Annotated in this window: 20 protein-coding genes; 12 read left to right on the forward strand and 8 right to left on the reverse strand. The window is 65.2% G+C overall.

What is annotated here, in order from left to right:
• From NFV80_RS05035 to pabB, 5 genes are all read left to right on the forward strand, one after another.
• The coding region (locus NFV80_RS05035; protein WP_295328751.1) for an efflux RND transporter permease subunit at positions 1 to 861 on the forward strand (861 nt) is incomplete at its 5' end.
• On the forward strand, positions 854 to 2,293 hold the full coding sequence (locus tag NFV80_RS05040; RefSeq protein WP_296758020.1) for an efflux transporter outer membrane subunit: 1,440 nt from the start codon (positions 854 to 856) through the stop codon (positions 2,291 to 2,293). The genes NFV80_RS05035 and NFV80_RS05040, both read left to right, overlap by 8 nt.
• A gap of 18 nt (positions 2,294 to 2,311) precedes the next feature.
• Entirely contained in the window at positions 2,312 to 2,797 is a 486-nt protein-coding gene (locus NFV80_RS05045) for a hypothetical protein (RefSeq protein WP_295328755.1), read from the forward strand.
• Positions 2,794 to 3,033, forward strand: a complete 240-nt coding sequence (locus NFV80_RS05050; RefSeq protein ID WP_295328757.1) for a hypothetical protein — start codon at positions 2,794 to 2,796, stop codon at positions 3,031 to 3,033. The genes NFV80_RS05045 and NFV80_RS05050 overlap by 4 nt, the downstream gene beginning before the upstream one ends.
• Before the next feature lie 267 nt (positions 3,034 to 3,300).
• Complete coding sequence (pabB, locus tag NFV80_RS05055) at positions 3,301 to 5,079, forward strand: aminodeoxychorismate synthase component I (RefSeq protein WP_295328785.1); 1,779 nt, start codon at positions 3,301 to 3,303, stop codon at positions 5,077 to 5,079.
• An 87-nt stretch (positions 5,080 to 5,166) separates the two neighbouring features.
• Here the strand turns inward: pabB and NFV80_RS05060 are convergent, their stop codons facing one another.
• Complete coding sequence (locus NFV80_RS05060; RefSeq protein WP_295328759.1) at positions 5,167 to 7,383, reverse strand: SulP family inorganic anion transporter; 2,217 nt, start codon at positions 7,381 to 7,383, stop codon at positions 5,167 to 5,169.
• Positions 7,384 to 7,849: 466 nt separating this feature from the next.
• Here NFV80_RS05060 and NFV80_RS05065 point away from each other — a divergent pair, with 466 nt between their 5' ends.
• Positions 7,850 to 8,278, forward strand: a complete 429-nt coding sequence (locus tag NFV80_RS05065; RefSeq protein WP_295328787.1) for a cache domain-containing protein — start codon at positions 7,850 to 7,852, stop codon at positions 8,276 to 8,278.
• A 134-nt stretch (positions 8,279 to 8,412) separates the two neighbouring features.
• Here the strand turns inward: NFV80_RS05065 and NFV80_RS05070 are convergent, their stop codons facing one another.
• Positions 8,413 to 9,438 carry a hypothetical protein gene (locus tag NFV80_RS05070; RefSeq protein WP_295328761.1) on the reverse strand — a complete coding sequence of 342 codons (1,026 nt, stop codon included), beginning with the start codon at positions 9,436 to 9,438 and terminating at the stop codon, positions 8,413 to 8,415.
• A 124-nt stretch (positions 9,439 to 9,562) separates the two neighbouring features.
• Positions 9,563 to 10,066 (reverse strand): superoxide dismutase family protein, encoded by a 504-nt coding sequence (locus NFV80_RS05075; protein WP_296758030.1) that lies wholly within the window; start codon positions 10,064 to 10,066, stop codon positions 9,563 to 9,565.
• Positions 10,067 to 10,722: 656 nt separating this feature from the next.
• On the opposite strand from NFV80_RS05075, the gene NFV80_RS05080 reads away from it, so the two are divergent.
• Both NFV80_RS05080 and NFV80_RS05085 read left to right on the forward strand, forming a co-directional pair.
• Positions 10,723 to 11,622: a DUF3365 domain-containing protein gene (locus NFV80_RS05080; RefSeq protein ID WP_295328765.1), complete on the forward strand. Its 900-nt coding sequence runs from the start codon at positions 10,723 to 10,725 to the stop codon at positions 11,620 to 11,622.
• A gap of 1 nt (position 11,623) precedes the next feature.
• Complete coding sequence (locus NFV80_RS05085; RefSeq protein ID WP_295328767.1) at positions 11,624 to 13,279, forward strand: mechanosensitive ion channel family protein; 1,656 nt, start codon at positions 11,624 to 11,626, stop codon at positions 13,277 to 13,279.
• A gap of 38 nt (positions 13,280 to 13,317) precedes the next feature.
• Here the strand turns inward: NFV80_RS05085 and NFV80_RS05090 are convergent, their stop codons facing one another.
• The 5 genes from NFV80_RS05090 to NFV80_RS05110 are packed head-to-tail and all read right to left on the reverse strand — an operon-like array spanning position 13,318 to position 18,451.
• Positions 13,318 to 13,986, reverse strand: a complete 669-nt coding sequence (locus NFV80_RS05090) for a hypothetical protein (RefSeq protein WP_295328769.1) — start codon at positions 13,984 to 13,986, stop codon at positions 13,318 to 13,320.
• A gap of 6 nt (positions 13,987 to 13,992) precedes the next feature.
• On the reverse strand, positions 13,993 to 14,910 hold the full coding sequence (locus NFV80_RS05095) for an alpha/beta fold hydrolase (RefSeq protein WP_295328770.1): 918 nt from the start codon (positions 14,908 to 14,910) through the stop codon (positions 13,993 to 13,995).
• 15 nt (positions 14,911 to 14,925) lie between these two features.
• Positions 14,926 to 16,533, reverse strand: a complete 1,608-nt coding sequence (locus NFV80_RS05100) for a GMC family oxidoreductase (protein ID WP_295328773.1) — start codon at positions 16,531 to 16,533, stop codon at positions 14,926 to 14,928.
• On the reverse strand, positions 16,533 to 17,036 hold the full coding sequence (locus NFV80_RS05105) for a twin-arginine translocation signal domain-containing protein (RefSeq protein ID WP_295328776.1): 504 nt from the start codon (positions 17,034 to 17,036) through the stop codon (positions 16,533 to 16,535). The genes NFV80_RS05100 and NFV80_RS05105 overlap by 1 nt, the downstream gene beginning before the upstream one ends.
• Positions 17,033 to 18,451, reverse strand: a complete 1,419-nt coding sequence (locus NFV80_RS05110) for a coniferyl aldehyde dehydrogenase (protein WP_295328779.1) — start codon at positions 18,449 to 18,451, stop codon at positions 17,033 to 17,035. Before NFV80_RS05110 ends, NFV80_RS05105 begins: the two co-directional genes overlap by 4 nt.
• Before the next feature lie 126 nt (positions 18,452 to 18,577).
• On the opposite strand from NFV80_RS05110, the gene NFV80_RS05115 reads away from it, so the two are divergent.
• The 4 genes from NFV80_RS05115 (at position 18,578) to NFV80_RS05130 (ending at position 22,802) form a co-directional block, all read left to right on the forward strand.
• On the forward strand, positions 18,578 to 19,279 hold the full coding sequence (locus tag NFV80_RS05115; RefSeq protein WP_295328782.1) for a hypothetical protein: 702 nt from the start codon (positions 18,578 to 18,580) through the stop codon (positions 19,277 to 19,279).
• A gap of 295 nt (positions 19,280 to 19,574) precedes the next feature.
• The gene (locus tag NFV80_RS05120) at positions 19,575 to 19,940 is read left to right on the forward strand and encodes a hypothetical protein (RefSeq protein WP_295329596.1); all 366 of its coding nucleotides are present in this window, start codon (positions 19,575 to 19,577) and stop codon (positions 19,938 to 19,940) included.
• A gap of 43 nt (positions 19,941 to 19,983) precedes the next feature.
• The gene (locus NFV80_RS05125) at positions 19,984 to 21,198 is read left to right on the forward strand and encodes a lytic murein transglycosylase (protein WP_295329598.1); all 1,215 of its coding nucleotides are present in this window, start codon (positions 19,984 to 19,986) and stop codon (positions 21,196 to 21,198) included.
• 305 nt (positions 21,199 to 21,503) lie between these two features.
• Positions 21,504 to 22,802 carry an HD domain-containing phosphohydrolase gene (locus tag NFV80_RS05130; protein WP_295329600.1) on the forward strand — a complete coding sequence of 433 codons (1,299 nt, stop codon included), beginning with the start codon at positions 21,504 to 21,506 and terminating at the stop codon, positions 22,800 to 22,802.
• Positions 22,803 to 22,816: the final 14 nt, after the last annotated feature.

A 22,816-nucleotide genomic window follows, 5' to 3' on the forward strand; every position in this document is an offset into this window, starting at 1 on the left:
CAGAAGGGCGAGATGGTGCCGCTGGCGTCGCTGGTCACCGTCCGCTACTCCTCGGGACCGGATTCGCTCGACCGCTTCAACAACCTGCCGGCGGTCAAGATCATCGGCCAGACGGCGCCGGGCGTCAGCTCGGGACAGGGCATCGCGCGCGTCGAGGAGATCGCTCGCGAGGTGCTGCCACCCGACTTCACTTTCGACTGGGGCGGTTCGTCGTACCAGGAGAAGAAGTCGAGCGGCACCTCGACCTTCGCGCTCGGGCTGGCGGTGGTGATGGTGTTCCTGATCCTCGCGGCGCTCTACGAGAAGCTGACGCTGCCGTTCTCGGTGTTGCTGGCGCTGCCTTTCGGCACTTTCGGCGCACTCGTCGCGATCTGGGCAAAGAACCTGATCGGTCCTTTCTTCCACGCCGCACCGCTGACCAATGACGTCTATTTCCAGATCGGCCTGGTCACCCTGCTCGGCCTGGCGGCAAAGAATGCCATCCTGATCGTCGAGTACGCGGTGCTCAAGCACGCCGAAGGACTGTCGGCTTCGGCCTCGGCGATCGAAGCGGCGCGCTTGCGCTTCCGCCCGATCCTGATGACCTCGCTGGCGTTCATTCTCGGCGTCCTGCCGCTCGCCCTGTCGACCGGCGCCGGCGCCGGCGCCCGGCATTCGGTAGGTACCGGCGTCATGGGCGGGATGATCGCCGCGACCCTGCTCGCGGTCTTTCACGTGCCCTTGTTCTTCAAGGTGCTGTACGACCGGCGCATTCGCGAAAGCCGCTCGCACGACGAACTGCTGGACGAAGTGCGACACCTGCATCACCCCGCGCAGGCGTCGCAGGCACCGACCGTTGGCAAGGGAGACCATCATGACTGAGTCCATGCGTCGCCTGCGCCGGGGCACGGTCGTCGCCGTGGCGCTGCTCGCGCTCGCTGCCTGCCAGTCGACGCCGACCACGCCGCCGCTGCTCGACCTGCCACCGGCGAGCGCGCGGATCGGCAATGGGGCGCCCGATCTCGAACGCTGGTGGACAGCGTTCGACGACCCGACGCTGGTCGCGCTGGTCGACGAAGCACTGGCGCACAATCTCGACCTGCGGGCGGCAATGGCGCGCGTCGATCTCGCTCGCGCAAACCTGCTGCTCGCCCGGTCGTACCTTTACCCGAGCGTGAACCTCGGGGTCGACAGCAGCCGCAACCGGATGACGCTGGTCGGCCCGCAGCCCTTGCCAGCGAATTTCAATCCAATCAACAACGACTACCTGGTCGGTCTGCGCGCCTCCTACGAAGTGGACCTGTGGGGACGCTACCGCCAGGGCGCCGATGCGGCGCGCAGCGAACTGCTGGCCACCCGCTACGCGCAGGAAACGGTGCGCACGGCGGTAGCCGCCGAAACCGCGCGCTCGTACTTCGCCCTGCTGGCGGCCGACGTCGAGCTCGCGCTGCTGCGGGATACGCTGCAGTCGCGCGAGGAGACGGTGGCGCTGCAGCGCGATCTCTACGAGGCTGGCGTCATCGGCGACTACGATCTGCAACGGGCGCAGGCCGAACGCGCCGCCGTCGCCGCCAACGTCGCCGTCGCCGAGCGCGCCGTCGGCACCTACGAATCGGCACTGGCGGCCATCCTCGGCCGTTCGCCGCGCGCCGTTTTCGACCCGCAGATCGCCCGCGACGCGACGCGCGTACGCCTGCTCGGTGTTCCCGAAGTGGCTTCCGGTTTGCCCTCCGACCTGCTCGAAAGACGACCCGACGTCAGGCAGGTCGAGGCACAGCTCGCGGCCGCGAGCCTGCGCATCGACGCGGCACGCGCGCAGTACTTTCCCTCCCTCGCGCTGACCGCTTCCTATGGCTCCGAGTCGGCGGCGCTCGCCAACCTCTTTTCGACGGCGGGACTCGCGTGGGGAATCGGCGCATCGCTGCTGCAGCCATTGGTCGGCCTGCAGGCGATCGAGGCCAGTGTCGAAGCCGAAAGCGCTCGTCGCGAGGCGGCAGTGGTAAGCTATGTGCAGACCGTGCAGACCGCCTTCCGCGAGACGCACGACGCGCTGCTCGCCAATCGCACGACGCGCGAGGCGCTCGCTGCACAGGCCGAAAGAGCGAGGAAGCTCGAGGTCTCGCTGGAACTCGCCGAGCTGCGCTACCGCTCCGGCTACTCGGCTTACATCGACGTCCTCGACGCGCAACGCCAGTTGCTGCAGGCGCAAACCCTGCAAATCCTGGCCGCCCGCGATGTGCGCTTCGCCCTGATCGACCTGGCGAAGGCGATGGGGGGCGGCTGGGATTACAAAGCGGAGATGGCTGCACAGTAGCAAGGCTCTTGAATGGGAATGTTCGACCTGCTCAAAATTCTGGCTGAAAGCGAAGTCGACTACGTGCTGGTGGGCGGACTGGCCGTAGCGTTGCACGGCTATGCCCGCACCACCATGGATGTAGACATTGTTCTGGCGATGAACCCGGATAATCTCGCGCGCTTCATCTCCGGTGCCAGGTTGGCCGGACTGCATCCTACAATACCCGTCGCCATTGAGTCAGTCGCCCGCGACCTGATCGAGCAATGGCACCGCGACAAGGGCATGCTGGCCTTCAGCCTCCGCACTGCCGAAACACAGGCGACAGTGATCGATGTGCTGATCCGACCGGTGGTCGCATACGCTGATTTGCGGCGAGATGCCCTGGTCGTGGCGGTTGGCCCGTACGCGATCCCGGTGGCCTCGATTGATCATCTGATTGCGATGAAATCGGGAACGGGGCGCAACAAGGACGCCATCGACATCGAAGAGCTGGAAAAACTCAGACGGCGGAAATCTTCGTGACTGGAGAACAGAACCTGCGTCTGATCCGCGAGATCGAAGCGAATCGGGAATTCCTGCTGCTCGCCTACAGCCAGAACGCCGGCCTTCTGGCAGGTGCCGAACAGCGCATCAAGGAACTCTTCGAACCCTTGCCAACGATCTCTCCTCGACATTCGCGTGGCCGGACGTCCACACCGACCAGAATCGATTCCTCACAGGCCACGGATTCCGCGTCCAATGTCCCGGAGAACGACTAGCTTCGCCTCAACCAGGCGGCGATGCTGGCGCGCTGACGCCAGTGACCAGTAGCGGCTGCCGCGCGCTTTCGTTCCGAAAAGGCGGGCACGAGACAGGGGCAGGCGAGAAGGTCACGCCGGAATGAGATTTCACTTTCCCTCCCCGCGCCAGGCCATGGAACTCGTTTGCCGCTCGGCGCTCCACACCGGCATTGTTCGCGCACAAGCAGATCGCGCGGCATCCGTTCGGCAAGAGAAGCGTGCGAGGCGGATCAGGAAGTTCGGGTGATGCGTGCGGGCGGCGAATTCGCGCTCTTCGACGACGACGGCGGAAAAGTCCTGCTATTGAGCGACTGGCGCCGTTCCCTTGAACTCGCCGCATCTCTCGATCCGGCGCCGGTCTTCGCTGCGATCGAGGCAGCTGCAGCCGGCGGCGACTGGATCGCCCTCGCCGCCGATTATGCCCTGGGCGCAAGCTTCGAACAGGCCGTGGCCTCGGCATCGCGAGACCGTCCGGTGTTGCGCGCGTCGGTGTTCGGGCACGGCCAGTGGCTCGACACGCAGCAGATCCGAGACTTTCTTGGCGAGGAATTGGCAGCACTTCCCGACGATCGGAGGATCGCCGGCATCGCCGACCTCGTGCCGACGCTGGAAGAGGCGAAGTACACCTCGCAGGTCAGACGGATCCAGCGCTGGATTGCCGACGGCGACTGCTACCAGATCAACCTGACCTTCCCCTTGCGCTTCCAGCTCTATGGCGACCCGCTGGCGCTCTACGCAGCGTTGCGCGAACGGCAACCGGTGCGCTACGGGGGCTACCTGCGCACGCGCGACACGGCGATTCTTTCGTTTTCACCGGAGCTGTTCTTTGCGCGCACGGGCAGGCGCATCCTGACGCGGCCGATGAAGGGCACCGCGGCACGCGGCGCGACCCCGCAGGAAGACGCCGAACGCCGCGCGGCATTGCTGGCATCGGCCAAGGAACGGGCCGAGAACATCATGATCGTCGACCTGCTGCGCAACGATCTGGGGCGCCTGGCCAGACCGGGAAAAGTGCGCGTCGAGGAGCTTTGCCAGACAGAGGCGTACCCTACTCTGTGGCAGATGGTTTCCAGCGTCTCGGCAGAAGTGCACGATGCCAGCCTGGTGGAGGTTTTCGGCGCGCTGTTTCCCTGTGGCTCGGTAACCGGCGCGCCGAAGATTCACGCCATGCGGCGAATCGCCGAGATCGAGGAATCGCCGCGCGGGCTCTACACCGGCGCTCTCGGCTGGCTGGCACCGAACGGCGATTGCCGCTTCAACGTCGCCATCCGCACCATCGAAGCGTGGCCGGACGGGCGCGGAGTCATGGGAGTGGGCAGCGGCATCGTGGCTGACGCCGAGCCGTCGCAGGAATACGCCGAGTGCCTGTTGAAAGGGAGCTTTCTCACCGCTTTCGACCCCGCTTTCGAATTGCTCGAAACCCTGCGCCTGGAGGCCGGCATCTATCCGCTGCTGTCGCTGCACCTCGACCGCCTGCAGAGCTCCGCGCGCGCGCTCGGATTCACCTGTGTACGCGCGACCGTCACTTCCGCGCTGGCCAGGGAGGCCGCCTGCCGGCCGAGCGGCGTATTCCGCGTCCGCTTGACACTGGCGCATGCCGGCAGCTGTCACGTCCACGCTACCCCGCTGACGGACGATCCGGGAAAGTCCTGGAAAGTCGTCCTGGCCACCGAAACACTGGCCGCCGGCGACTACCTGCTGCGCCACAAGACCACGGCGCGGGGGCGTTACGACCGCGCCTTGGCGACGCTGGCGAACCGACCGGAGGTGTTCGACGCGATCTTCCTGAACGATCGTGGCGAAGTGTGCGAGGGCGCTCGCAGCAACGTCTTCGTCGAGCGCGGCGGCGTGCTGTTGACGCCGCCACTCGCCTGCGGCCTGCTGCCCGGAGTGATGCGCCGCTCCCTGCTCGAATCGGGACGAGCCGTCGAGCAGGTGCTGCGCATCGAGGATCTGCTACAGGCGTCGAGCCTCTACGTGGCCAATGCCGTGCGCGGCCTGATGCCGGCAAGCCTGCAAGACTGAAGCCCCGATCGCTGCCCGGGCAACGTACAGGAACCTCCCAAGAGACACGAGAAAAATACCGTATCTCATTGTATTTACGTTTTTGACCTAGCTCTGCGTCGCCAGCAGCTCCTTGTCTGCGTAACTCAGGCGCAGCGCCAGCACCTTGGCGATCGCTTCCATCAGTTGAAAACCGAGTCGCCGGTGTTCCTCGCACAAGCGGTCGAAATTCTCCCGGCGAAGGACGTACAGCTCGGAATCCTCGAGAGCGGTCGCGTCGGCTGTGAAGCTCGATCCGCGGGTGACGAAGGAGAGGCCGCCGATGAAGTCGCCGCGTCCGTAGGTCAGCCGATGACGATGCGTGTCCGTACCGGGGACATGCGTCGTGATGCGCACGGCGCCCTTGCGGATCAGGTACAGCCGATCGGCCGGATCTCCCGCCAGAAACACCTTGTCGTTCTTTGCCACCGAGCAGCGCTCGAGGGATTCGACGAGTGCGATCAGCGAATCCTCCTTGGTGTCCTTGAAAATCTCCATCTCGTAGATTTCAAGCGGTGGCAGTTCTGCGGCGTGCGCCAGGTCCTCGCCCAGCAACTGGTCCTCCACCCACTCGATCGCATCGTCGAGCTGGGCGAACACCTTGACACTCTCGGTCGTCGTCGTCAGCGCCATCTGCTCGAAGAGCTCGGCGATATTCCGCCCGTTGGGCAGCGTGTGCGTCAGGTCGCTGAAAACCATCACGGCGCCGCGCTGCTGCAGCGAATCGCGGATCTGGGTCAGCATGTGCACTGCGGTGACATCGACCGACTGCACCCGGCGCATGTCGATCACGATAAAGCTGCGCTTGCTCAATTCCGCTTCGAGCGCGGTGTATAACTGGTCCTTGGTGCCAAAGAACAGGCTGCCCTGGAGTTCCAGGATCACGCTCTGGTGGCCACGTTGCTCAAGCGCTTTCATCTCGTGCGCCAGACGCACGCGCTTCGAGAAGCGACTGCTGCTGTCGGCCTTGCTGTGGATGATCGTGCTGGTCAACTGCTCGCGGATGAAGAGGAACATGGCGAGTGCGATGCCGACCGCGGACGCGGCGATCAGGCTGTAGCCGAGCGCCACTGCGACGACCGCCAAGATCACGACAAAGTCGAGCATGGTCCACGGCGACTGGAGCAACTGCAGGCTGTGGCGGTCGATCATCCGGATGCCGACGACGATCAGGATGCCGGCGAGAGCCGCCACCGGGATCCAGGCGATGAACGCTCCCAGCACGAGAAAGGCAACCAGTGCGAGAACACCCTCGACAACCCCCGAGGCGCGCGTCTGGCCGCCGCTCGCCAGATTGACCAGAGTCGCGCCCATCTGCCCCGCCCCCGGCATGCCGCCGACGCAGGCCGAAGTGACATTGGCGAGACCCTGCGCGACCAGTTCGCGGTTGGAATCGTGACGACTGCGAGTGAGCGCGTCGAGCACGACGGCAGTCTTCAGCGTGTCGATCGACAACAGCACGGCCAAGGTCAGCGCCGTTCCCATCAGGCTGCCAATCTGACTGAGCTTGAGCTCGCCGATGTCGCGCCAGCGACCGACGACCGCCTCGAACATGCTCATTGCAGAACCACCGAGCGGCCCGATGATCAGCTTGTTTCCTTCCACAATGAGCAGCGATTCATCGACGAAGAGGGCCAGACCGAAGTAGGTGAGAATCCCCGCCAACAGACCGAGGATGGCCGCCGGCACGACGCGCGTGATCAGTGGTGCTGTCAACATCACCGTGGCCGTCACCACGCCGATGACGGCACTTTGCCACTGCCACATTTCGGGCGAGATGAGCGTCCGCCAGAGCGATTGGCCGCCGAAAACGCCGAGAAGCTTGGGAATCTGGCTGCCGATGATGATCAGGCCGACCCCGGTCAGGTAGCCGCTGACCACCGGAAACGGAATGTACTTGATCAGGCTGCCGATCCCCGCCAGGCCGAGAAGCAACTGGATCACTCCGGCCACCAGACCGAGTGCGGTCAACATCAGGACGACGAACATCGGATCGATATCCTGATGCACGAGTTCGATGGCGAACGCCGAAAGGACTGCGGCGGCCGGCGCGCAAGGTGCCGTGATCAGGCGATTGGTACCCCCCAGACTGGGCGCCACCAGGCCGAGAGCGGTCGCCCCGAGAATTCCCGCGAGCGCCCCCAGGCCGGCATAGGCCGGACCGATCGAAGCATAAATGGTTACGCCGAAAGCGATTGCCGAAGGCAGAGCGACGAGCATCGCCGCGAGCCCTCCCCAGATATCGCCGACCAGTTTGTCATTCTTGATTGCTATTGTGAGTTCCATGGTACAGGCCCTCCATCCAGACTTTCATGACCAAGGGAAGCTCCCTGGCAGCCCCTCCGCTTGCCACCGGCAGGCAACGATTTCCGAGCAGCGCACTGCGGAATTGTTTATCCTAGCACGACAACGCCCTCGTACCAGGCATTTGCCGCGATCTGGACGAACTCCCGGAGGGACTGCGCGGCTACCGCCGGTCGCCCTGCAACGCCTCGGCACAACCGCTTCGGATCGGCGAGGCGCATCTTCGCAGTGAGTAGTGGTGGCGAAACCGGTGATGTCGATTGCCCAGCTGCAATATCTTCGCGCGTGCCGCCGCCGCACATTCGGTCTCGTCCTGCCCATCACGCTCGCCGCTTTTTGCGCTACCATGCGGCGCGAGGGTCTTGCATTCCTCGTCTGCAACGCGCCGGCAACGGGCTTGCCGGATGACAACCTGACACGGAGACTTGCGATGCTTCGTCAATTGGCTATGGCCACAGCAATCACTTTTCTTGCCTCCGCAGCGACCTTCGCGGCGGCGCAATACGGTACACCGGCCGAAGCGCGCACCATGCTGGAGAAAGCGGTCGTGGCCATGAAGGCCGACAAGACGCGGGCGCTGGTGATGTTCACCAAAGGGGAAGGCGGCTTCCGGGATCGCGACCTCTATCCCTACTGCGGTGGCCCGGACGGCAACTTCACTGCGCATCCCACGCTGCTGCTGGGCAAGAGCCTGAAGGATCTGAAGGACAAGTCCGGCAAGCCTTTTGGCGAAGAAATCTACGCCGTCGCCAAGGAAGGCTCGATCGCCGAGGTGGCCTACATGTGGCCGCGCCCGGGGCAGAGCGATCCGGTGGCCAAGGTGGCGTTCGTCACGAGGATTGGCGACCAGGTGTGTGCAGTCGGCTACTACAAGTAGCGGAACAGTCCGACGCGGCGAACAGCCGAACGACATGGACGTCGCTCGGCGCCTCAGTCACCGCTGCGAACTCCCGACTCGCCGGGAGAAGGCCGGCGAGCCGGGTCTTGCAGGGATACTGACGCAGGCCGCCTTCAACTCGCCGTGAACACGACGAACTCGGGGTTGTCCTGCAGGCCGGTAATGAAGGGTCGCGGTTCGCTGAAATCGGCCCCACAGCGATAGATGGCCTTGTCGTCGCGAGACGCGACGTAGAAATTGCCCGCCGTATCGCAACACATGCCGGAAATCGTCTTGATGCCGCTGAGCACGGTTTTCAGTTCGCCGGTGCTCAAGCGATACTGCAGGATGGTGTCGGTGGCGCTGCTGCCGATATAAAGATGCTCGCCGTTGGCCAGCAGGTGTACGGGCGCCCGCAGGAACTGTGCGTCGGCGATCTGTCCCTGCAGTTGCCCCTGGGTCTTGCCGCCGCCGAGATCGTAGATCTTCACCGCGTTGCCGGGCTCGTCGGCAACGTACAGCGAGTTTCCGCAAACGATCACGTCGCGCACCGAATGCGACACCTTTTTCCGCTTGCGATGCTTCTTCGAAGGATCCGGCTCGGTCAACACCGCCAGTCCTGCCGGCTGGGGATGATTCGACGGTGGACGTGCAGGCGATGCCGGCAGCTTGCCGACCGACGAGGCGACGACAGTCCCCTTCAGGAAGCGCTTGCCCTTCTCCGCCTGCAGCGCCGCGGCAACCGCCAGCGCCCGGCTGCGCCTGCCCGCCCTGGGCGGCTGCAGGCCGGTGACGACGTTGCTGTCCTGGCTCGCCAGATAGCCGTTGCCGTCACCGTCGAAAGCCAGCGCGAACGGATGCACGATACCGTCCGAAACCTTGGCGTCGGCATAGATGCCGAGGTAGGCATGGCTGTGGTCGGCATCGGCGCTGCCGTCATAGACGAGAACCTGGCTGGCGTCCTTGTAACCATTGACGACGTACAGATTGCCCGCGGGTCCGAACACCAGATCGCGCAATTCGCTCAACTTGGGCGATCCTTTCGGCGTCTGCAGCGCTGCGCTGCTGACGCAGGTCGGGCTGCCATCGATCACGTCATAGATATGCACATTGTTGATTGCAGAGCCTACGCTACCGCCGTGAAAAGTAATATAAAACATTCAGTTACCCTTTCGCAAGAAATCCGCGCGGAAGCGTGGAGAAATCCCGCCCAGGCGGGGCGTCGGCCCGAAACGGGAAGCGGGTACCGACGGACATCCGTTCACAGGTGCATGATCCGGCTTGTCAGTCGGCATGAATCACCCCGCAGGCAACACGGGAACCTGAGTTGCCCGTCGGCTGGGTGCTGTAGTCGTCGGGATCGCGGTGGACGATCAACGCCTTTCCCAGCACGCTGGTGGGGCCGGCGCGCACCGTGATCACGTCTACTTCGACAAGGTAACTGGCCGTTCCGTCGGCTGCCGCACGGATCGCGGGCAGATCCCCGGCGTGGCGCTCACTGGTGCCATGCGCGTGCGGCTTGCCGAGCGGATTGAAATGGCCACCTGCGCTCATGCCATCGCCGGAACTGCAATCGCCCTTTTCATGCACGTGGAAACCGTGCTCGGCATTCTCCGGCTGGAGTCCGCTCAGTGTGCCTCTGACCAGAACGCGATCGCCCTGCTGGACAAATTCGATGCGCCCCGCAGCGGTGTTGCCTCGCGTCGGTTCGAGTTGCACCGAAGCGCGGGCGCCGGCGGCCGGTTCCACGGCCGCACAGCCGGCCAGAGCTGCGGTTGCGAGGATCATCGAGATCACGCTGCAAACGGTCTTGCGGGTGCTACGAAATTGCCGGTTCATGCATTTCTCCTGAAGATGTTGCGAGGCCTGGAATGATCGACAGAACCGCCGCCGACACGTTCCATCAAGCTTGCTACGGGTGGCGCACATGCCGTGACGAACCTCCGTGCGCCGCGCAGGCGACAGATTCTATAAGAAAGCCCGTTCATTCGGGCAGAGACCGCGGCCGTTTCGAGGCTTGCGCAAGGGTCGCGTTGCTCGCTCCTTGCCCCGGCAACCGCCAGGAATCGCAGTACCGGCGCACGCTCTGGCACGACACTTCGGCCCGCTCGTCGCCGATAGGCGACATCGAGTCGCGCCGCCAGGATCGGTGATCGCACGTCCTGCGAACACGCCAGCGACACGGGCTTTTCAAGGTCGGCCGACATCTCTACTATTGCGCGTTCGCCGAATTCCCGCCTGCCGAATCGTGCGTCACGGCAAATGGCGGCGTTGCCGGGCCGCACGGCCCGGCATTGCAGTCGAATCATCCCGCAGCGTCGCGCGGCGCCCTTCCTTTTGATCGAGTAGCCCATGACCGCACTTCTTTCCCCCCGCTTTGCCCAGCGACTCCAGCAGCACGAAAGCGACGACAGCGCCAACCGCTTGCGATCGGGAGCACGTTGATGCGCATAGAAACGCGCTTCGCCTGGAACATTGCCTTCTGCTTCTGTTTCGGCGTCACCGTGGCGGGATACATATCGTACCGGCAGGAGTCCCGCCAGGCCCACGAGGAGCTGAAGCAAAGGGCGGACATGCTGCTCGAAACGGCACTGGCGGTACGTGCCTATACCGTCGATCAGGTCGCTCCGGCGATGAACAAGCTCAAGGATGCCGAATTTCACGCTTTCCAGGTACCGTCGTTCGCCGCGCAGGATGCCATGCGGCGCTTGAACAAGAAGTTCCCCGAGTACCGTTACCGCGAGAGCTCGCTCAACCCGACCAACGTCGGCGACCGGGCCAACGACTGGGAAGTGAGCCTGTTGCGGGAGTTCCAGTCCAACCCGGAACTTCGCGAACTGGTGGGCGAATCGGGCGCCGGCAGGGACCGGCGTTTCTACGTTGCCCGCCCGATCCGCATGACTTCGCCGAGCTGCCTGCAATGCCACAGCACGCCGGATGTCGCCCCGCCGGCGATGCTCGCCAAGTACGGACCGGTCAACGGGTTTGGCTGGAAGCTCGACGACGTCGTTGGCCTGCAACTGGTCGAGGTACCGACTGCCGACGCTGAAGCGAAAGCGCTGAACAGTGTTCTGATCACCGTCGGCTCGCTGAGCTGCGTCTTCGTTCTCTCGGCAGCGGTTTTCCTTCTGCTGCTGCGGCGCCACGTGACCCATCCACTGGATCTGCTCACCCGCGTCGCGCACGCCAGCAGTCTTGACCATGAGATCGACGACGCGCAACTGCCGGCGGTCGGTGGCCAGTTCCGTGAGCTCCAGCAAGCGATCGAGCGGCTGAAGACCAGCGTAGACCATGCACTGACGATCTTTGAACGGGGCCGTCAGGATCCGGACAAGGGCGGCTAGCATGTGGACCCTGGTCTTCACCGCCGCCGCAGCGCTGTTCTGGTTGCTACAGGTCACCATCGGCCCCGATCTCGAGCTGCAGCACGAAGCCGAAGCCCGCTGGCTGTGGCATGCGGCGCAGGGCCTGAGTGTCCTCGCCATCGTCCAGGTACTGCGCTCGCTGCTGGGCCACCTGCTGATCACTTCCTGGCGGACCCGGGGCAGCGCCACCAGTGACCTGCTGCGGTCGGTGGCCACGATCACGCTGTATCTCGTTGCGCTGATGCTTTATCTGCGGTTCGGGCTGGGTCAGGACATTTCCAGCGTACTGGCCACTTCCGCGCTGGTATCGGTGATCATCGGTCTGGCGCTGCAGCCCACGCTGGGTCATCTGTTTGCCGGAGTTTCGATCGAAATCGAGCATCCATTGAACCCGGGAGACTACGTCCGCCGAGAGGATCTGGAAGGCCAGGTGGTTTCGCTGAGCTGGCGCTCGGTCTATCTCCGCACGGACCGGAGTTCGACCCTGGTCTTCCCGAACAGCGAGTTCACCAGCCGTACGCTGGAGATCATCCGGCGGGATCAGCCCTTTCGCCACCAACTGAGCTTCAACGTCGCGGCCGACCATCCGCCGGGTCAGGTGATTCGCGTCGCCATGCGGGTGCTGCGGAGCGATCTGCCTGGCGTCTGTGCAAGTCCTGCGCCAAGCGTGATATTGCAGGGCAACGATCCGCTGACGGGCACCATGCGCTATGCGGCGAGGATGTATACGCTGCGTTACCTGGATCGATCCAGCATCGGATCCGCCTTTCTCGAACGCCTGTGGTACGCGCTGTCCCGCGAAGGAGTTTCCCTGTTGCCGCCGCCCACCGAATGGCAGGCGGTTCCCGGGCATGAAACCGAGGATGGGGCGCGCTTGATTCCCGATCCGCGGGCGGCGCTGGACCGGTTCAGACCCGCGCCCCGGGGGACACGGCCGCCCGCTCCGGACAGCACGGTGCTGCCGGCGCTCGCGCCGCAGATCAGGGCCCGCCTGCTGGCCACGACGTCGCTCCTGCGCTATGCAGCCGAGGAGCGCTGCGACCCATTCCTTGCCGGCGTTCTTCTGGATGGCCGCTTGCGCGAGGAACGCGCGCCCGACCCGCAGCGGGTCGAAGCGGCCCTCCGTGCCCTGCTGGCGGAGGTTGCCCGATTGCAGCGCGGCGCCGGACGTTCGGGCAGCGCCCCCGGGCAGTTACAGCTCAGCCACGAGGTCTTCCAGACCTTGCTGGCCCATGCCAGCCGGGCACTGGGGCCGATGGCGCGTAACCTGTGCGAGCAGATCGCGACGCTGACGGAAGATCCGTTCCTGGCCTACCGCGCCTTCGCCCAATCGATCCCGCAGCCGGAGCAGCGTCAGCGGTTCCTCGCCAACGCCCCGGCGCAACCGAGCGTCGTCCTGCACGCGGGAGACCTGTTCGGTTGGGCGAATGTGCTCGGACTCGAAGCGGAACCGCCGGTGCTCCGTGTCACACAGGGATGCAGCATGCTCTGCTGGCGCGAGGAGGCGCTGTGCGCGGCGCTGCGGGAAGTGGGCGCGGAGCAGCAGCAGGATCTGGTCAGCTGGCTCGTTCGCCTGGCGCCCGGCTGCGAGCACCTTGCCCTGGGCCAGCTCCGCGAGCGACTGCGACTGGCCTGAACAGCACCGTCGGCGCTGCCGCCCGGCATCGGCGTCTGCTAGCGCTCGACTGGCGGCGCCTGCAGCCCCGAACTTCCGCCTACCCGATCCCTGTCCGGCCCCCGTGGTTTCGGCGTCACCGGCGGCAGAGGCCTTGGCCACGGTCGCGGGTACGACCACCTTGCCTGGCGAAGCTGGAAGGTCACCGGATTCGCCTGCCGCAGGATCACTCCATCGCGGTCGACGATCGCCGCGTCGAGCCGGTGACGCTGGTTCGCTGGTGGCAGGTCGGCACCCCAGAATTCGGAGGGAATCATGAATTCGTTGGCGGTGAAACGCTGGCCCACCGGCCGACCGTCGATCCTGATGGCGATCGCGTGACCCTCGCCGAGCTGAAGTTCAGGCTCGACCGCGACGCGCACCTCGAAGACCGCGGTGTCGGCCACGATGCTGCCATCGTCTTCCGGAGCAAGGATGCTGAACCTTCGGTAGATCGGCAGAGCCTCCGGCGCGCCACGACTTTCACCGACTGCCGTCGCGACCGGAACCGCGGGCACCGTCACCGGCTGGGCCCGATTGAGTTCGGGCAGGTGTACCGGCCTGGCGCCAGGTTGCGGCTTGTCCGAATATTCGGGGCTGCCGGCACCGCGCGTCACGAACACTTCCTGTCCGGCGGCCGGCGGTGCCGGCAGCAGGGAAACCAGCGCGAACAGGAGGAGCGACTTCATCGCTGCTCAAACGTCGGCAATGCCGGCAGACGGGCAGAGCGTCGCCAGCGCCGCAAGTGCTGCCTGAACGACACGTGGCGAAAGCAGCATCGCGACGTGGCCAAGGCTGTCGAGCGCCTGCCCCGGAATTCCCGGCAAGGTGAGGTTGCTCTGCGGCGTCACATAATTGTCGTGCCGGCTGTAGATCAACCAGGTAGCGACCGTCGGCCGCGCCAGCGCCTGCAACCACGGACTGCCAGGCCGCATCTGGCGGGCGCTCTCACCGCAGCCGAGATACGCCAGACGGCTGCCCTGATGCGGCGTACCGAGGGTCAACAAGGCCGCCACCTGCGCTTCGCCGTAGCGCTGCAGGTAGGCACGCGCTACCAGCCCGCCCATGCTGTGGCCGACGAGGATCAGTCGCTCGGCGCCGGTGTCGGCGAGCACGGCGTCGATGCGCGCGGCGAGCGGATCGAGATAGTCATCGATGCTCGTGTAGATCGGTTCGAGGTTGATCGTCGCCACCGTCCAGCCCGCTGCCTGCAAGCACCGGCGCAAGTACCACCAGACGGCGCGCGAACAACCGTAGCCGTGCACCAGGAGCAGCGGCGGCCGGGCTCCCGGCTGCCGACTCGTGCCGGGCAGGCGATCCGCACCCATCCACCAGCTCTCCAGAGGGGAAATGATGACGAAATGGATCACCAGTGCCAGAAAGTCGCCGCAAACCATGCGCAGTACCTGCCACGGCGACAAGTGCGACGCCCGAGAATAGTAAGGCCAGGCGAGGGCGTAGGTAGCGAGGGTGATGCCGGCTGGCAGCAGCAGCATCCCCGCCAGCGCTGCCAGAACGCCGGAGGACGGAGACAGGTCGAAGGCGTACACCGCCAGCGCGGCGAAGGTCGCGAATTGCAGGGCAAGCAGGAGGCGAAGGTAACGAGCGAGCATCCCGATGCTTCCCGGTCAAGGGATCTGCGGCACCGGCCGGCCGCACAGTTCGGCAGCCAGCAGGCTGGCGTTGCGGGCGACCAGACCGTAGATCGAAAGCTGCGGATTGACGCCGAGGCTGGTCGGAAACAGCGATCCATCGTGAATCGACAGATTGGCGAGCCAGAAGTGCCGCCCGCGATGATCGGCGACCCCTCTTTGCGGGGTGTCGGCCATGCCACAACCACCCATCACGTGCGCGCTGACCACACGGCAGAGCAGCGGCTTGAGTGGCAACTCGGCGATCCCCTTCTTCGCCTCGGCCCAGCTCGGGTAGCCGGGAGCCGTTTCGTGCACGGGAAAAACCCAGCGCGCACCGGCGGCGAACTGGATTTCGGCCATCGCCAGCAGCGCGCGGCGGGCGCCCTCCCAGATGACGTCGCCTAGAGGATAGTCGAGCACCGGCAGCCCATTGCTGTCCAGCCGCACCTCGCCCCCGCGGCTTTCCGGGTGGAAGCCGTCACGCAACAGCGCCAGCACGGAATTGACGCGCGTGAATTCGCGCATCAGCCGGGCGTGCGCCTCGCCGAAGCCCTGCAGCGTCGTCGAAAAGAGCACCGGATGCAGCGGCGGAACCTCGAGCTTGAATCCGAGCGGACCGTCGATCGCTGCCTGATGCAGGAAATGGTCGGTGTAGATGGTCTGCGGCGCGCCGGCGTACGCGTCCACACGATCCGGCATCAGCGCCGAGCTGATCACGACCGGATGCAGGAAGGTACGCTTGCCGAGCAGGCGGTGCGGGTCCGGAACGCCGCTGCGCAGAAGCAGCGCCGGACTGCCGATCGCCCCGCCGGCAGCGACGAAATGGCGAGCGCGCACTTGCACCCGCTTGCCCGACGGATGAATCCCGTCGGCCTGCAGCGCCACACAGTCGAGCGCAGTGACGCGGCTGCCGGCAAAGCGCAGACGCTCGGCGCGCAGTCGTGTGTAGAGCGTCGCGCCACGGTTGAGCGCAGCCGGAATCGTCGTCAGCAGCATCGACTGTTTGGCGTTGGTCGGGCAGCCCATGCCGCAGTAGCCCAGGTTCCAGCAGCCCTTGACGTTGCGCCGGATCGAGCCGATCGGGATTCCCAGTTTCTCGCCGCCAACGGCGAGTACCTTGTTGTTCGCATTCGGCGGGGTCTCCCAGCGGCGCATCCAGAGCTTGTGCTCCATCACCGCGAACCACGAACTCATCGCATCGGCGCTCAGTTGCCGCAAACCGAACTGGCGCTGCCAGAAGTCGAACACTTCCGGCGGCGTGCGAAAGCTGCTGGTCCAGTTCACCGTCGTCGAGCCGCCCACGCAGCGACCCTGATAGATGTTGATCGCCTTGTCGGCGGTCTTGCGCGACGCCGACTCCTGATACAGTTCGGGATAGGCGTCGGCTTCGCGCATCCTGAAATCGGACGACGAACGCAGCGGACCTTCCTCGACGAGCACGACGCGCAGACCCGCGTCGCTGAGGATATCGGCAGTCACGCCGCCGCCGGCGCCGGTGCCGATCACGACCACATCGGCGTCGACCGTCTGCCCCCGGCTCAGGGTCGACGCATCGACATGCTTCCAGCCGGCGGCCAGGCCGCTTTTGATTGGATCCTGCATCAGAAATACCCCCGCGGTGGCCCAGGATAGTCGATCGCATCCCAGGTATCGGAACGTCCGTACCAGGCAGCAAAGGTCAGGTCATGCAGTGCCGCGTAGGCGGTTTGCAGCAGGCTGAGGCGACTCGATCGCCAGGACTGCAGGAAGTCGCTGACCTCGGCTACGCTGGCCTCGCGCCACGGCTTGCCCACCCCGGCCAACATCAGCCTTCCCGGGGCCAGAACCAGCAGCCCGAACAGTTCGCCCACCTCCTTCTGGGCGGCCAGCGACAGGCCGGCGACAGCGCTGGCGATGCCGTCGACGGTCAAGGCCAACAGGCGGTGGCGGCGCTCGCCTTCGGGCGGCAGTGCGCCTTCGAGGATGGCGTTGGCGAGCGCGGCGAGCATCTCCCGCTCGCCGTCGCTCAGGCTGCGTGCACCAGCGGCATTGAGCCAGCCGGACAGGGCGAGCAGCACACTGCCGGCGAGACCGGTCTTGAGGAACTGCCGACGGGAAACGATCATCGCAGGAGAATCCTCGTCAGGCGATCGAACATTGCGCCGTAAGGCGGTTTGAACAGACCGACGCCGGAAAGGCGCGATTGCCGGAAAACCGCTTTCCGGATCGAAAAGGTTTCAAAACCGGCAAAGCCATGATAACAGCCCATGCCGCTGGGGCCGACGCCACCGAAGGGCAACTCCTCCTGCGAAATATGCAGAATCGTGTCGTTGATCGTCACCCCGCCGGAAGCGGTCTCGTCCAGCACGCGCTCGATGCGGGCGCGCTCGCTGTCGAAATAGTAGAGCGCCAGCGGTCGCGGTCGGCGACGGACGAAGGCAATCGCCTCGTCGAGGTCACGGTAGGTACGGATCGGCAGCAGCGGGCCAAAGATCTCTTCCTGCATCACGCGCAGATCGTCGCCGACGTCGAGCAGCGCCAGCGGCGGAAAGTGCCGGCGGAACGGGTCGGCGAGCGCGCCCGGCGCCAGCTCGACGATTCGTGCCCCGGCCGCTTTCGCCTCGTCGACATACGCGCACAGGCGGTCGTACTGGCGCCGGTCGATGATCGTCGAGTAGTCCGCCGTCGTACCGATCGCCGGATAGCAGCTGGCGACGACCTGGCGGGCCCGGTCGATGAAGGCCTGCTCCTGCCCCGCCGGCAGCAACAGGTAGTCGGGCGCGATGCACGTTTGCCCGGCATTCATGCACTTGCCGACGATGATGCGCTCGACGGCGTGGGCGAAAAGGGCGCTGCTTGTCGGTCCGGGAGCGATGATCGCCGGCGACTTGCCGCCGAGTTCGAGCGTCACCGACGTCAGGTTGTCGGCCGCGGCATGCATGACGTGGCGGCCGACCTGCGTCGAGCCGGTGAACAGGAGATGGTCGAAGGGCAATCGGGAAAACTCCTGGGCAACGCCGATGTCACCCTCGACGACCGAGAGTTCGTCCTCATCGAAGTTTCTGCGGACGAGTTCGGCGAACAGCGACGCAGTCGCCGGAGTAAATTCGGACATCTTGACCAGCACCCGATTGCCGGCAGCCAACGCTCCGGCCAGCGGCGCCGCCGCGAGAAAGATCGGGTAGTTCCAGGGAACGATGATACCGACTGCCCCCAGCGGCTGGTAACGCACTTCTGCGCGCGCGGGTTGAAACCACAGCGATACCGGGCGACGTTGTGGACGCATCCAGCGCCGCAGGTGACGGCGCGCGTGACGCACCGCCTCGTGACTGGGAAACAGTTCGAGCAGCCGGGTTTCGGCCGGCGCGCGCTGGCCGAAATCGCTGCCAACGGCCGCGGCGAGCGCTTCGGCGTTATCCAGCAGCAGGCGGTCGAGCGCCAGCAAGCGGCGCTCGCGTACGGCGGCACCGGGCTGCGGATCGTTGCGCGCCGCTTGCTGCAGGTGGGCAAAACGGTTCGCCAGCGAATCGGAAGAGCGCATCGATTTCTCCTTTGCCATATCCTGCCAAGTCTATGCCCTGCCGGCCCCGCTGCTTAGGGGAAGCTCTCTAAACAGGCGCTGTGTGACAGGGCATAATTCGCGATCATGGATGCCGTTAACGTCCCCATGAACAGCAGCGCGGAGGCGCTGCGACACCACCTGAAAACCGCCAAGGACCTTCGCCTGCGGGCCAATGGCGAAGCCGACACTGCGCGCGACCGGCTGTCTCTGCGTCAATGGCAGGCGGGACGTCTGGCGCGCAGCCATGCCGACCTGCTCGCCAGCCAGCGTTTCGGGCAGGCGGCAGAATTCTTCCTCTCCGACCTCTACGGTCCGAAGGATTTCAGCAGCCGCGATGAGGAAGTCGAGCGCATCCTGCCGCTGCTGATCAAGATGCTGCCCGAATCTGCGCTACGTACCGTTGCCCTGGCCGTGGAACTCGACGCGCTGTCCGAGGAACTCGACTCGGCGATGGTCGCGGCGCTGCGGAGTTCCGGTGGGATCGACCGAATTGACGAAGATCACTACGCCGCCGCCTACCGCGAGGTCGGCTGTCCCGCCGGACGCCTGCGCCAGATCGAACTGATCCGCGAGACCGGCGAAGCGCTCGACCGGTTGGCCAGGAAACCCCTGCTCAGTGGCATGCTCAAGCTGATGCGCACGCCGGCGCACTTGGCCGGGCTTGGCGACCTGCAGGAGTTTCTCGAGCGCGGCTTCAACGCATTTCGCCAGATGGGCCCGGCGACCGAGTTTCTCGATTCCATCGACCGCAAGGAGCGAATGGTCTCGGCCAATCTTTTCGCCGGCGTTGCCATGCCTTTCCGCTGAGCGACTCGTACACGTCGTGACACAAAACGACAAATACCGCACAGATCCCTCGCGTTTTTTTCTATAGCATTCGTTTCGTCGCCGGGATGTTCCCCCTCCCCTCCCTCCCCCTCCCCCGGAGCATCGCGGCGACAGCATCACCGGCCCGCCCAGCTCCCCCTCTGCGCGGGCCGTTTCTTTTTGCTGATTCATCCCGGTGATTGCCGCGGGCGACGCGCCGGCTGCATGCGCTGGCCTCGCCGGATCGTGTACGCGTACAATCGGCTTTGCCCCCATACCCGGCAGAAGGACGCCAATGAACGACAGTGAGCCTCACCTTTCCCGTCTCCGCCTGACGCCTCCCGGCAGCAGCGTCTTCGTCCGGCTGCTGACGATCGCCGCGGCAGCGGCCCTGTTGGCGATTGGGCTGATGTTTTCGCTGTTCGCGCTGGCCCTGCTGCTCGTCGCCGGGTTGCTTGGCTTTGCTTTCCTGCAATGGAAAACGCGTCACCTGCGCAGGCAGTGGAACGAAGCGCTGCGCGCACGCGCCGGCCAGGAAGCCAGCTGGTCCGCAGACGATCCAGCGGGACGGGTGATCGAGGGAGAGGTGATCGAGCACGCGCAGCATGCGCCTGCATCGGGCATTGGCCTGCCGGCTTGTTGTGATTCACCGCTCCGCTGACCGGCAGCGAGTGCCACCGTTCCCCTACGTCCAGGAACCCTGCATGACTTCTGCGCCCTTGCCTGCCCTCCTCGCCGTCGCACTGACCCTGTTTGGCGGTAGCGCCGCGGCACAGGCGCCGAATGAACGTTTCCGCACCTGCCTGGCGACCCTGCGCGCCGACGCAGCGGCAAAGGGCGTGTCGCCGGGGGCGTTCGACCGGCTGACCAGCGCTCTGACGCCAGACATGAGCGTACTCGAGTTCCTCGATTATCAGCCCGAGTTCCGGGTGCCGATCTGGGACTACCTGGCAGGACTCGTCGACGAGGAAAGAGTTGCCGATGCGCTCGCCATGCGCGAGCAGTGGGCCGCAACGCTGGCCACCTCGGCCGAACGCTATCAGGTCGATGCGGACACGGTAATCGCCGTCTGGGGCGTCGAGAGCAATTTTGGACGCAACCTCGGCAAGCGCCCGCTGCTCACGTCGCTCGGCACGCTCTCGTGTTTCGGACGTCGACAGGCGTACTTCCGTGGCGAGTTCATAAGCTCGCTGAAAATCCTCGACGCCGGCGACATCGCGCCGGAGCGCCTGGTCGGTTCCTGGGCCGGGGCCTTTGGCCAGACACAGTTCATGCCTTCGACCTTTCTGCGTCTGGCGGTCGATGGCGACGGCGACGGCAGGCGCGACCTGATCGACAGCGTCCCCGATGCGCTCGCTTCCACTGCCAACTTCCTGCACCGCGCCGGCTGGCGCAAGGGCGAGCCATGGGGCTACGAAGTCATGCTGCCGGCCGCTTTTGACACCAGCGTCGCCGGCCGCAGCAACAAGCGCCCGCTGTCGTACTGGAGCGGTCGCGGCGTTCGCCGTGCCGACGGTCAGCCGATGGCTTCGTCCGACTCCCCCGCCGGACTGTTGCTGCCGGCCGGTCCGCGCGGCCCGGCTTTCCTGGTGTTCCGCAACTTCGACGTGATCTACGGCTATAACGCTGCCGAGAGCTACGCCTTGGCGATCGCCCACCTCTCCGACCGGATCAAGGGAGGAAGCACTTTCCTCACCCCCTGGCCCACCGACGACCCCGGGCTGTCGCGCCGCGAACGGCGTGAACTGCAAGCGCTGCTCGCTGGGCGGGGCCATTCGATCGGCGAAATCGACGGCATGATCGGCGCCAGCTCCCGACAGGCGATCCAGTCCGAGCAGCAGCGCCTAGGCATGCCCGTCGACGGCCGCGCCGGGCAGAAGCTGTTGACCGCGCTGCGCTCAACGCCTGCCGGTCATTGATGTGATGGAACTCCGTATTCGAGCTTGCCGACATCGGACCGCGAGCCGTCATCGAGATCGGCTGTCGGGGATCAGGCCGCTGCGAGGAGGAGATCGAAATGAGTCGGTGCAATGGTCCAGCGAGACCGCCGCTTCGTCGTTTTCTCGATCGATGCCGGCCGAGGAAGCCAGGCGGCCGGGATTGCCGAAACCCATTGGTGGCTGCCGATCTCCCAGAGCATCGATCCGCCCCACTGCAATAACCGTGCGTTTCAAAAGGGCATTATACTGACTGCGTCATCTGATCGAAGACGCGAGGCGGCAACATGTCTTACTCCCCGAAAGACGGAGAGATACCCATAGACGCTTCCCAACTCCGGCCCGGAGTGCACGTCCGCCTGCCCGTCAGTTGGGTGCAGAACCCGTTCATGCGCAGCTCGTTCGTCATCGCCGATGAAGAACAGGTGCGCACGATTGTCGGGATGAAGCTGCCGCAACTGTTCTGCGACCCGACACGTTGCGAGGTGTCGCCGCTGCCGCTGCGGCCTCTGGTCACGCCGCCGAGCGAGGTTGCGACGATTGAAGACGGGGCAGAGGTAGCGCCCGCTGCCCCGGGGTGCGTCGAGTTTGCCGAACCGCAGGAGCATGCGGCAAGCGCGATCACCTTCCGGGAAAATCTGGACGTCGCGCAGTCGCATTACCTGCGCGCCGCGCAAACGGTTGGCAAGGCGATCAAGGATTTCCCGGTCAATCCCACCGAGGCGACCCGACAGGCGGCCCTGGTCAGCGAGAATTCGGTCATGCAAATGCTTGCCGACCCCGACAGCGCAATCATCCTGATCACCGAGAAAGCGCAGTCCGAAGGGCACGCCGCACATTCGCTGTCGGTGATGACCCTGACCTTGTTGCTCGGAAGACAGGCAAACTTACCCGAACAGGCGCTGCGGATACTGGGCACCGCGGCCTTGCTGCACGATATCGGCAAGGAAGGGGTCAGCCCCTCGATCCTGCGCAGCAGCGAACGCAACCGGCACGAGGAGGCCATCTACCAGGCGCACTGCCGCAATGGCTTCAACGCCGCGGCGCGCGTCGACGGCGTTTCACCCGCGATGCTCGATGCCATCCTCTATCATCACGAACGTTTCGACGGCGGAGGCTTTCCGACCGGACTCAGCGGCAACAATATCCCGCTCGCTGCGCGCATCGTGGCAATTGCCAACCTCTTCGACAACTTGGTCAATCCCGTCGATTACCGTCACGCCCTGCCGCCGTCGAACACCTTATCAACGATGTGGACGCGCGAGCAAAAGTCCTTCGACCGGGTTCTGCTGCAGCTCTTCGTGCGCGCCATGGGGGTCTACCCGCCGGGCTCTCTGGTGCAACTGACGGACCACCGCATCGGCGTCGTTGTCAGCTCCGCCGGTGCAGCGAAGCCACTCTCTCCGCAGGTGATGATCTATTCGCGCGAAGTGCCTCGCCGGCAAGCGCTCATCATCGACCTGGCGCAGGTCGAAGGGATTTCGATCGCAAGTCCCGTGTCTGCCGGTGATCTTGCCGTGGAGGAACTGGACTACCTGCTGCCGCGCCGCAAGCTGAAGTGGTCGCACATGGCTCGGACACCGTGATCCGAGGGCTTCCT

The sequence above is a fragment of the Accumulibacter sp. genome, assembly GCF_023806565.1.
GTDB lineage: Bacteria > Pseudomonadota > Gammaproteobacteria > Burkholderiales > Rhodocyclaceae > Accumulibacter.

What these genes read in the sequence shown, in the direction of transcription:
- NFV80_RS05090 (WP_295328769.1), bottom strand. Translation starts at nt 13,986, where the DNA reads ATGAAGTCGCTCCTCCTGTTCGCGCTGGTTTCCCTGCTGCCGGCACCG.
- NFV80_RS05125 (WP_295329598.1), top strand. Translation starts at nt 19,984, where the DNA reads ATGACTTCTGCGCCCTTGCCTGCCCTCCTCGCCGTCGCACTGACCCTG.
- NFV80_RS05095 (WP_295328770.1), bottom strand. Translation starts at nt 14,910, where the DNA reads ATGCTCGCTCGTTACCTTCGCCTCCTGCTTGCCCTGCAATTCGCGACC.
- NFV80_RS05105 (WP_295328776.1), bottom strand. Translation starts at nt 17,036, where the DNA reads ATGATCGTTTCCCGTCGGCAGTTCCTCAAGACCGGTCTCGCCGGCAGT.
- NFV80_RS05065 (WP_295328787.1), top strand. Translation starts at nt 7,850, where the DNA reads ATGGCCACAGCAATCACTTTTCTTGCCTCCGCAGCGACCTTCGCGGCG.
- NFV80_RS05075 (WP_296758030.1), bottom strand. Translation starts at nt 10,066, where the DNA reads ATGATCCTCGCAACCGCAGCTCTGGCCGGCTGTGCGGCCGTGGAACCG.
- NFV80_RS05130 (WP_295329600.1), top strand. Translation starts at nt 21,504, where the DNA reads ATGTCTTACTCCCCGAAAGACGGAGAGATACCCATAGACGCTTCCCAA.
- NFV80_RS05100 (WP_295328773.1), bottom strand. Translation starts at nt 16,533, where the DNA reads ATGCAGGATCCAATCAAAAGCGGCCTGGCCGCCGGCTGGAAGCATGTC.
- NFV80_RS05085 (WP_295328767.1), top strand. Translation starts at nt 11,624, where the DNA reads ATGTGGACCCTGGTCTTCACCGCCGCCGCAGCGCTGTTCTGGTTGCTA.
- NFV80_RS05115 (WP_295328782.1), top strand. Translation starts at nt 18,578, where the DNA reads ATGAACAGCAGCGCGGAGGCGCTGCGACACCACCTGAAAACCGCCAAG.
- NFV80_RS05045 (WP_295328755.1), top strand. Translation starts at nt 2,312, where the DNA reads ATGTTCGACCTGCTCAAAATTCTGGCTGAAAGCGAAGTCGACTACGTG.
- NFV80_RS05120 (WP_295329596.1), top strand. Translation starts at nt 19,575, where the DNA reads ATGAACGACAGTGAGCCTCACCTTTCCCGTCTCCGCCTGACGCCTCCC.
- NFV80_RS05080 (WP_295328765.1), top strand. Translation starts at nt 10,723, where the DNA reads ATGCGCATAGAAACGCGCTTCGCCTGGAACATTGCCTTCTGCTTCTGT.
- NFV80_RS05070 (WP_295328761.1), bottom strand. Translation starts at nt 9,438, where the DNA reads ATGTTTTATATTACTTTTCACGGCGGTAGCGTAGGCTCTGCAATCAAC.
- pabB (WP_295328785.1), top strand. Translation starts at nt 3,301, where the DNA reads ATGCGTGCGGGCGGCGAATTCGCGCTCTTCGACGACGACGGCGGAAAA.
- NFV80_RS05060 (WP_295328759.1), bottom strand. Translation starts at nt 7,383, where the DNA reads ATGGAACTCACAATAGCAATCAAGAATGACAAACTGGTCGGCGATATC.
- NFV80_RS05110 (WP_295328779.1), bottom strand. Translation starts at nt 18,451, where the DNA reads ATGCGCTCTTCCGATTCGCTGGCGAACCGTTTTGCCCACCTGCAGCAA.
- NFV80_RS05040 (WP_296758020.1), top strand. Translation starts at nt 854, where the DNA reads ATGACTGAGTCCATGCGTCGCCTGCGCCGGGGCACGGTCGTCGCCGTG.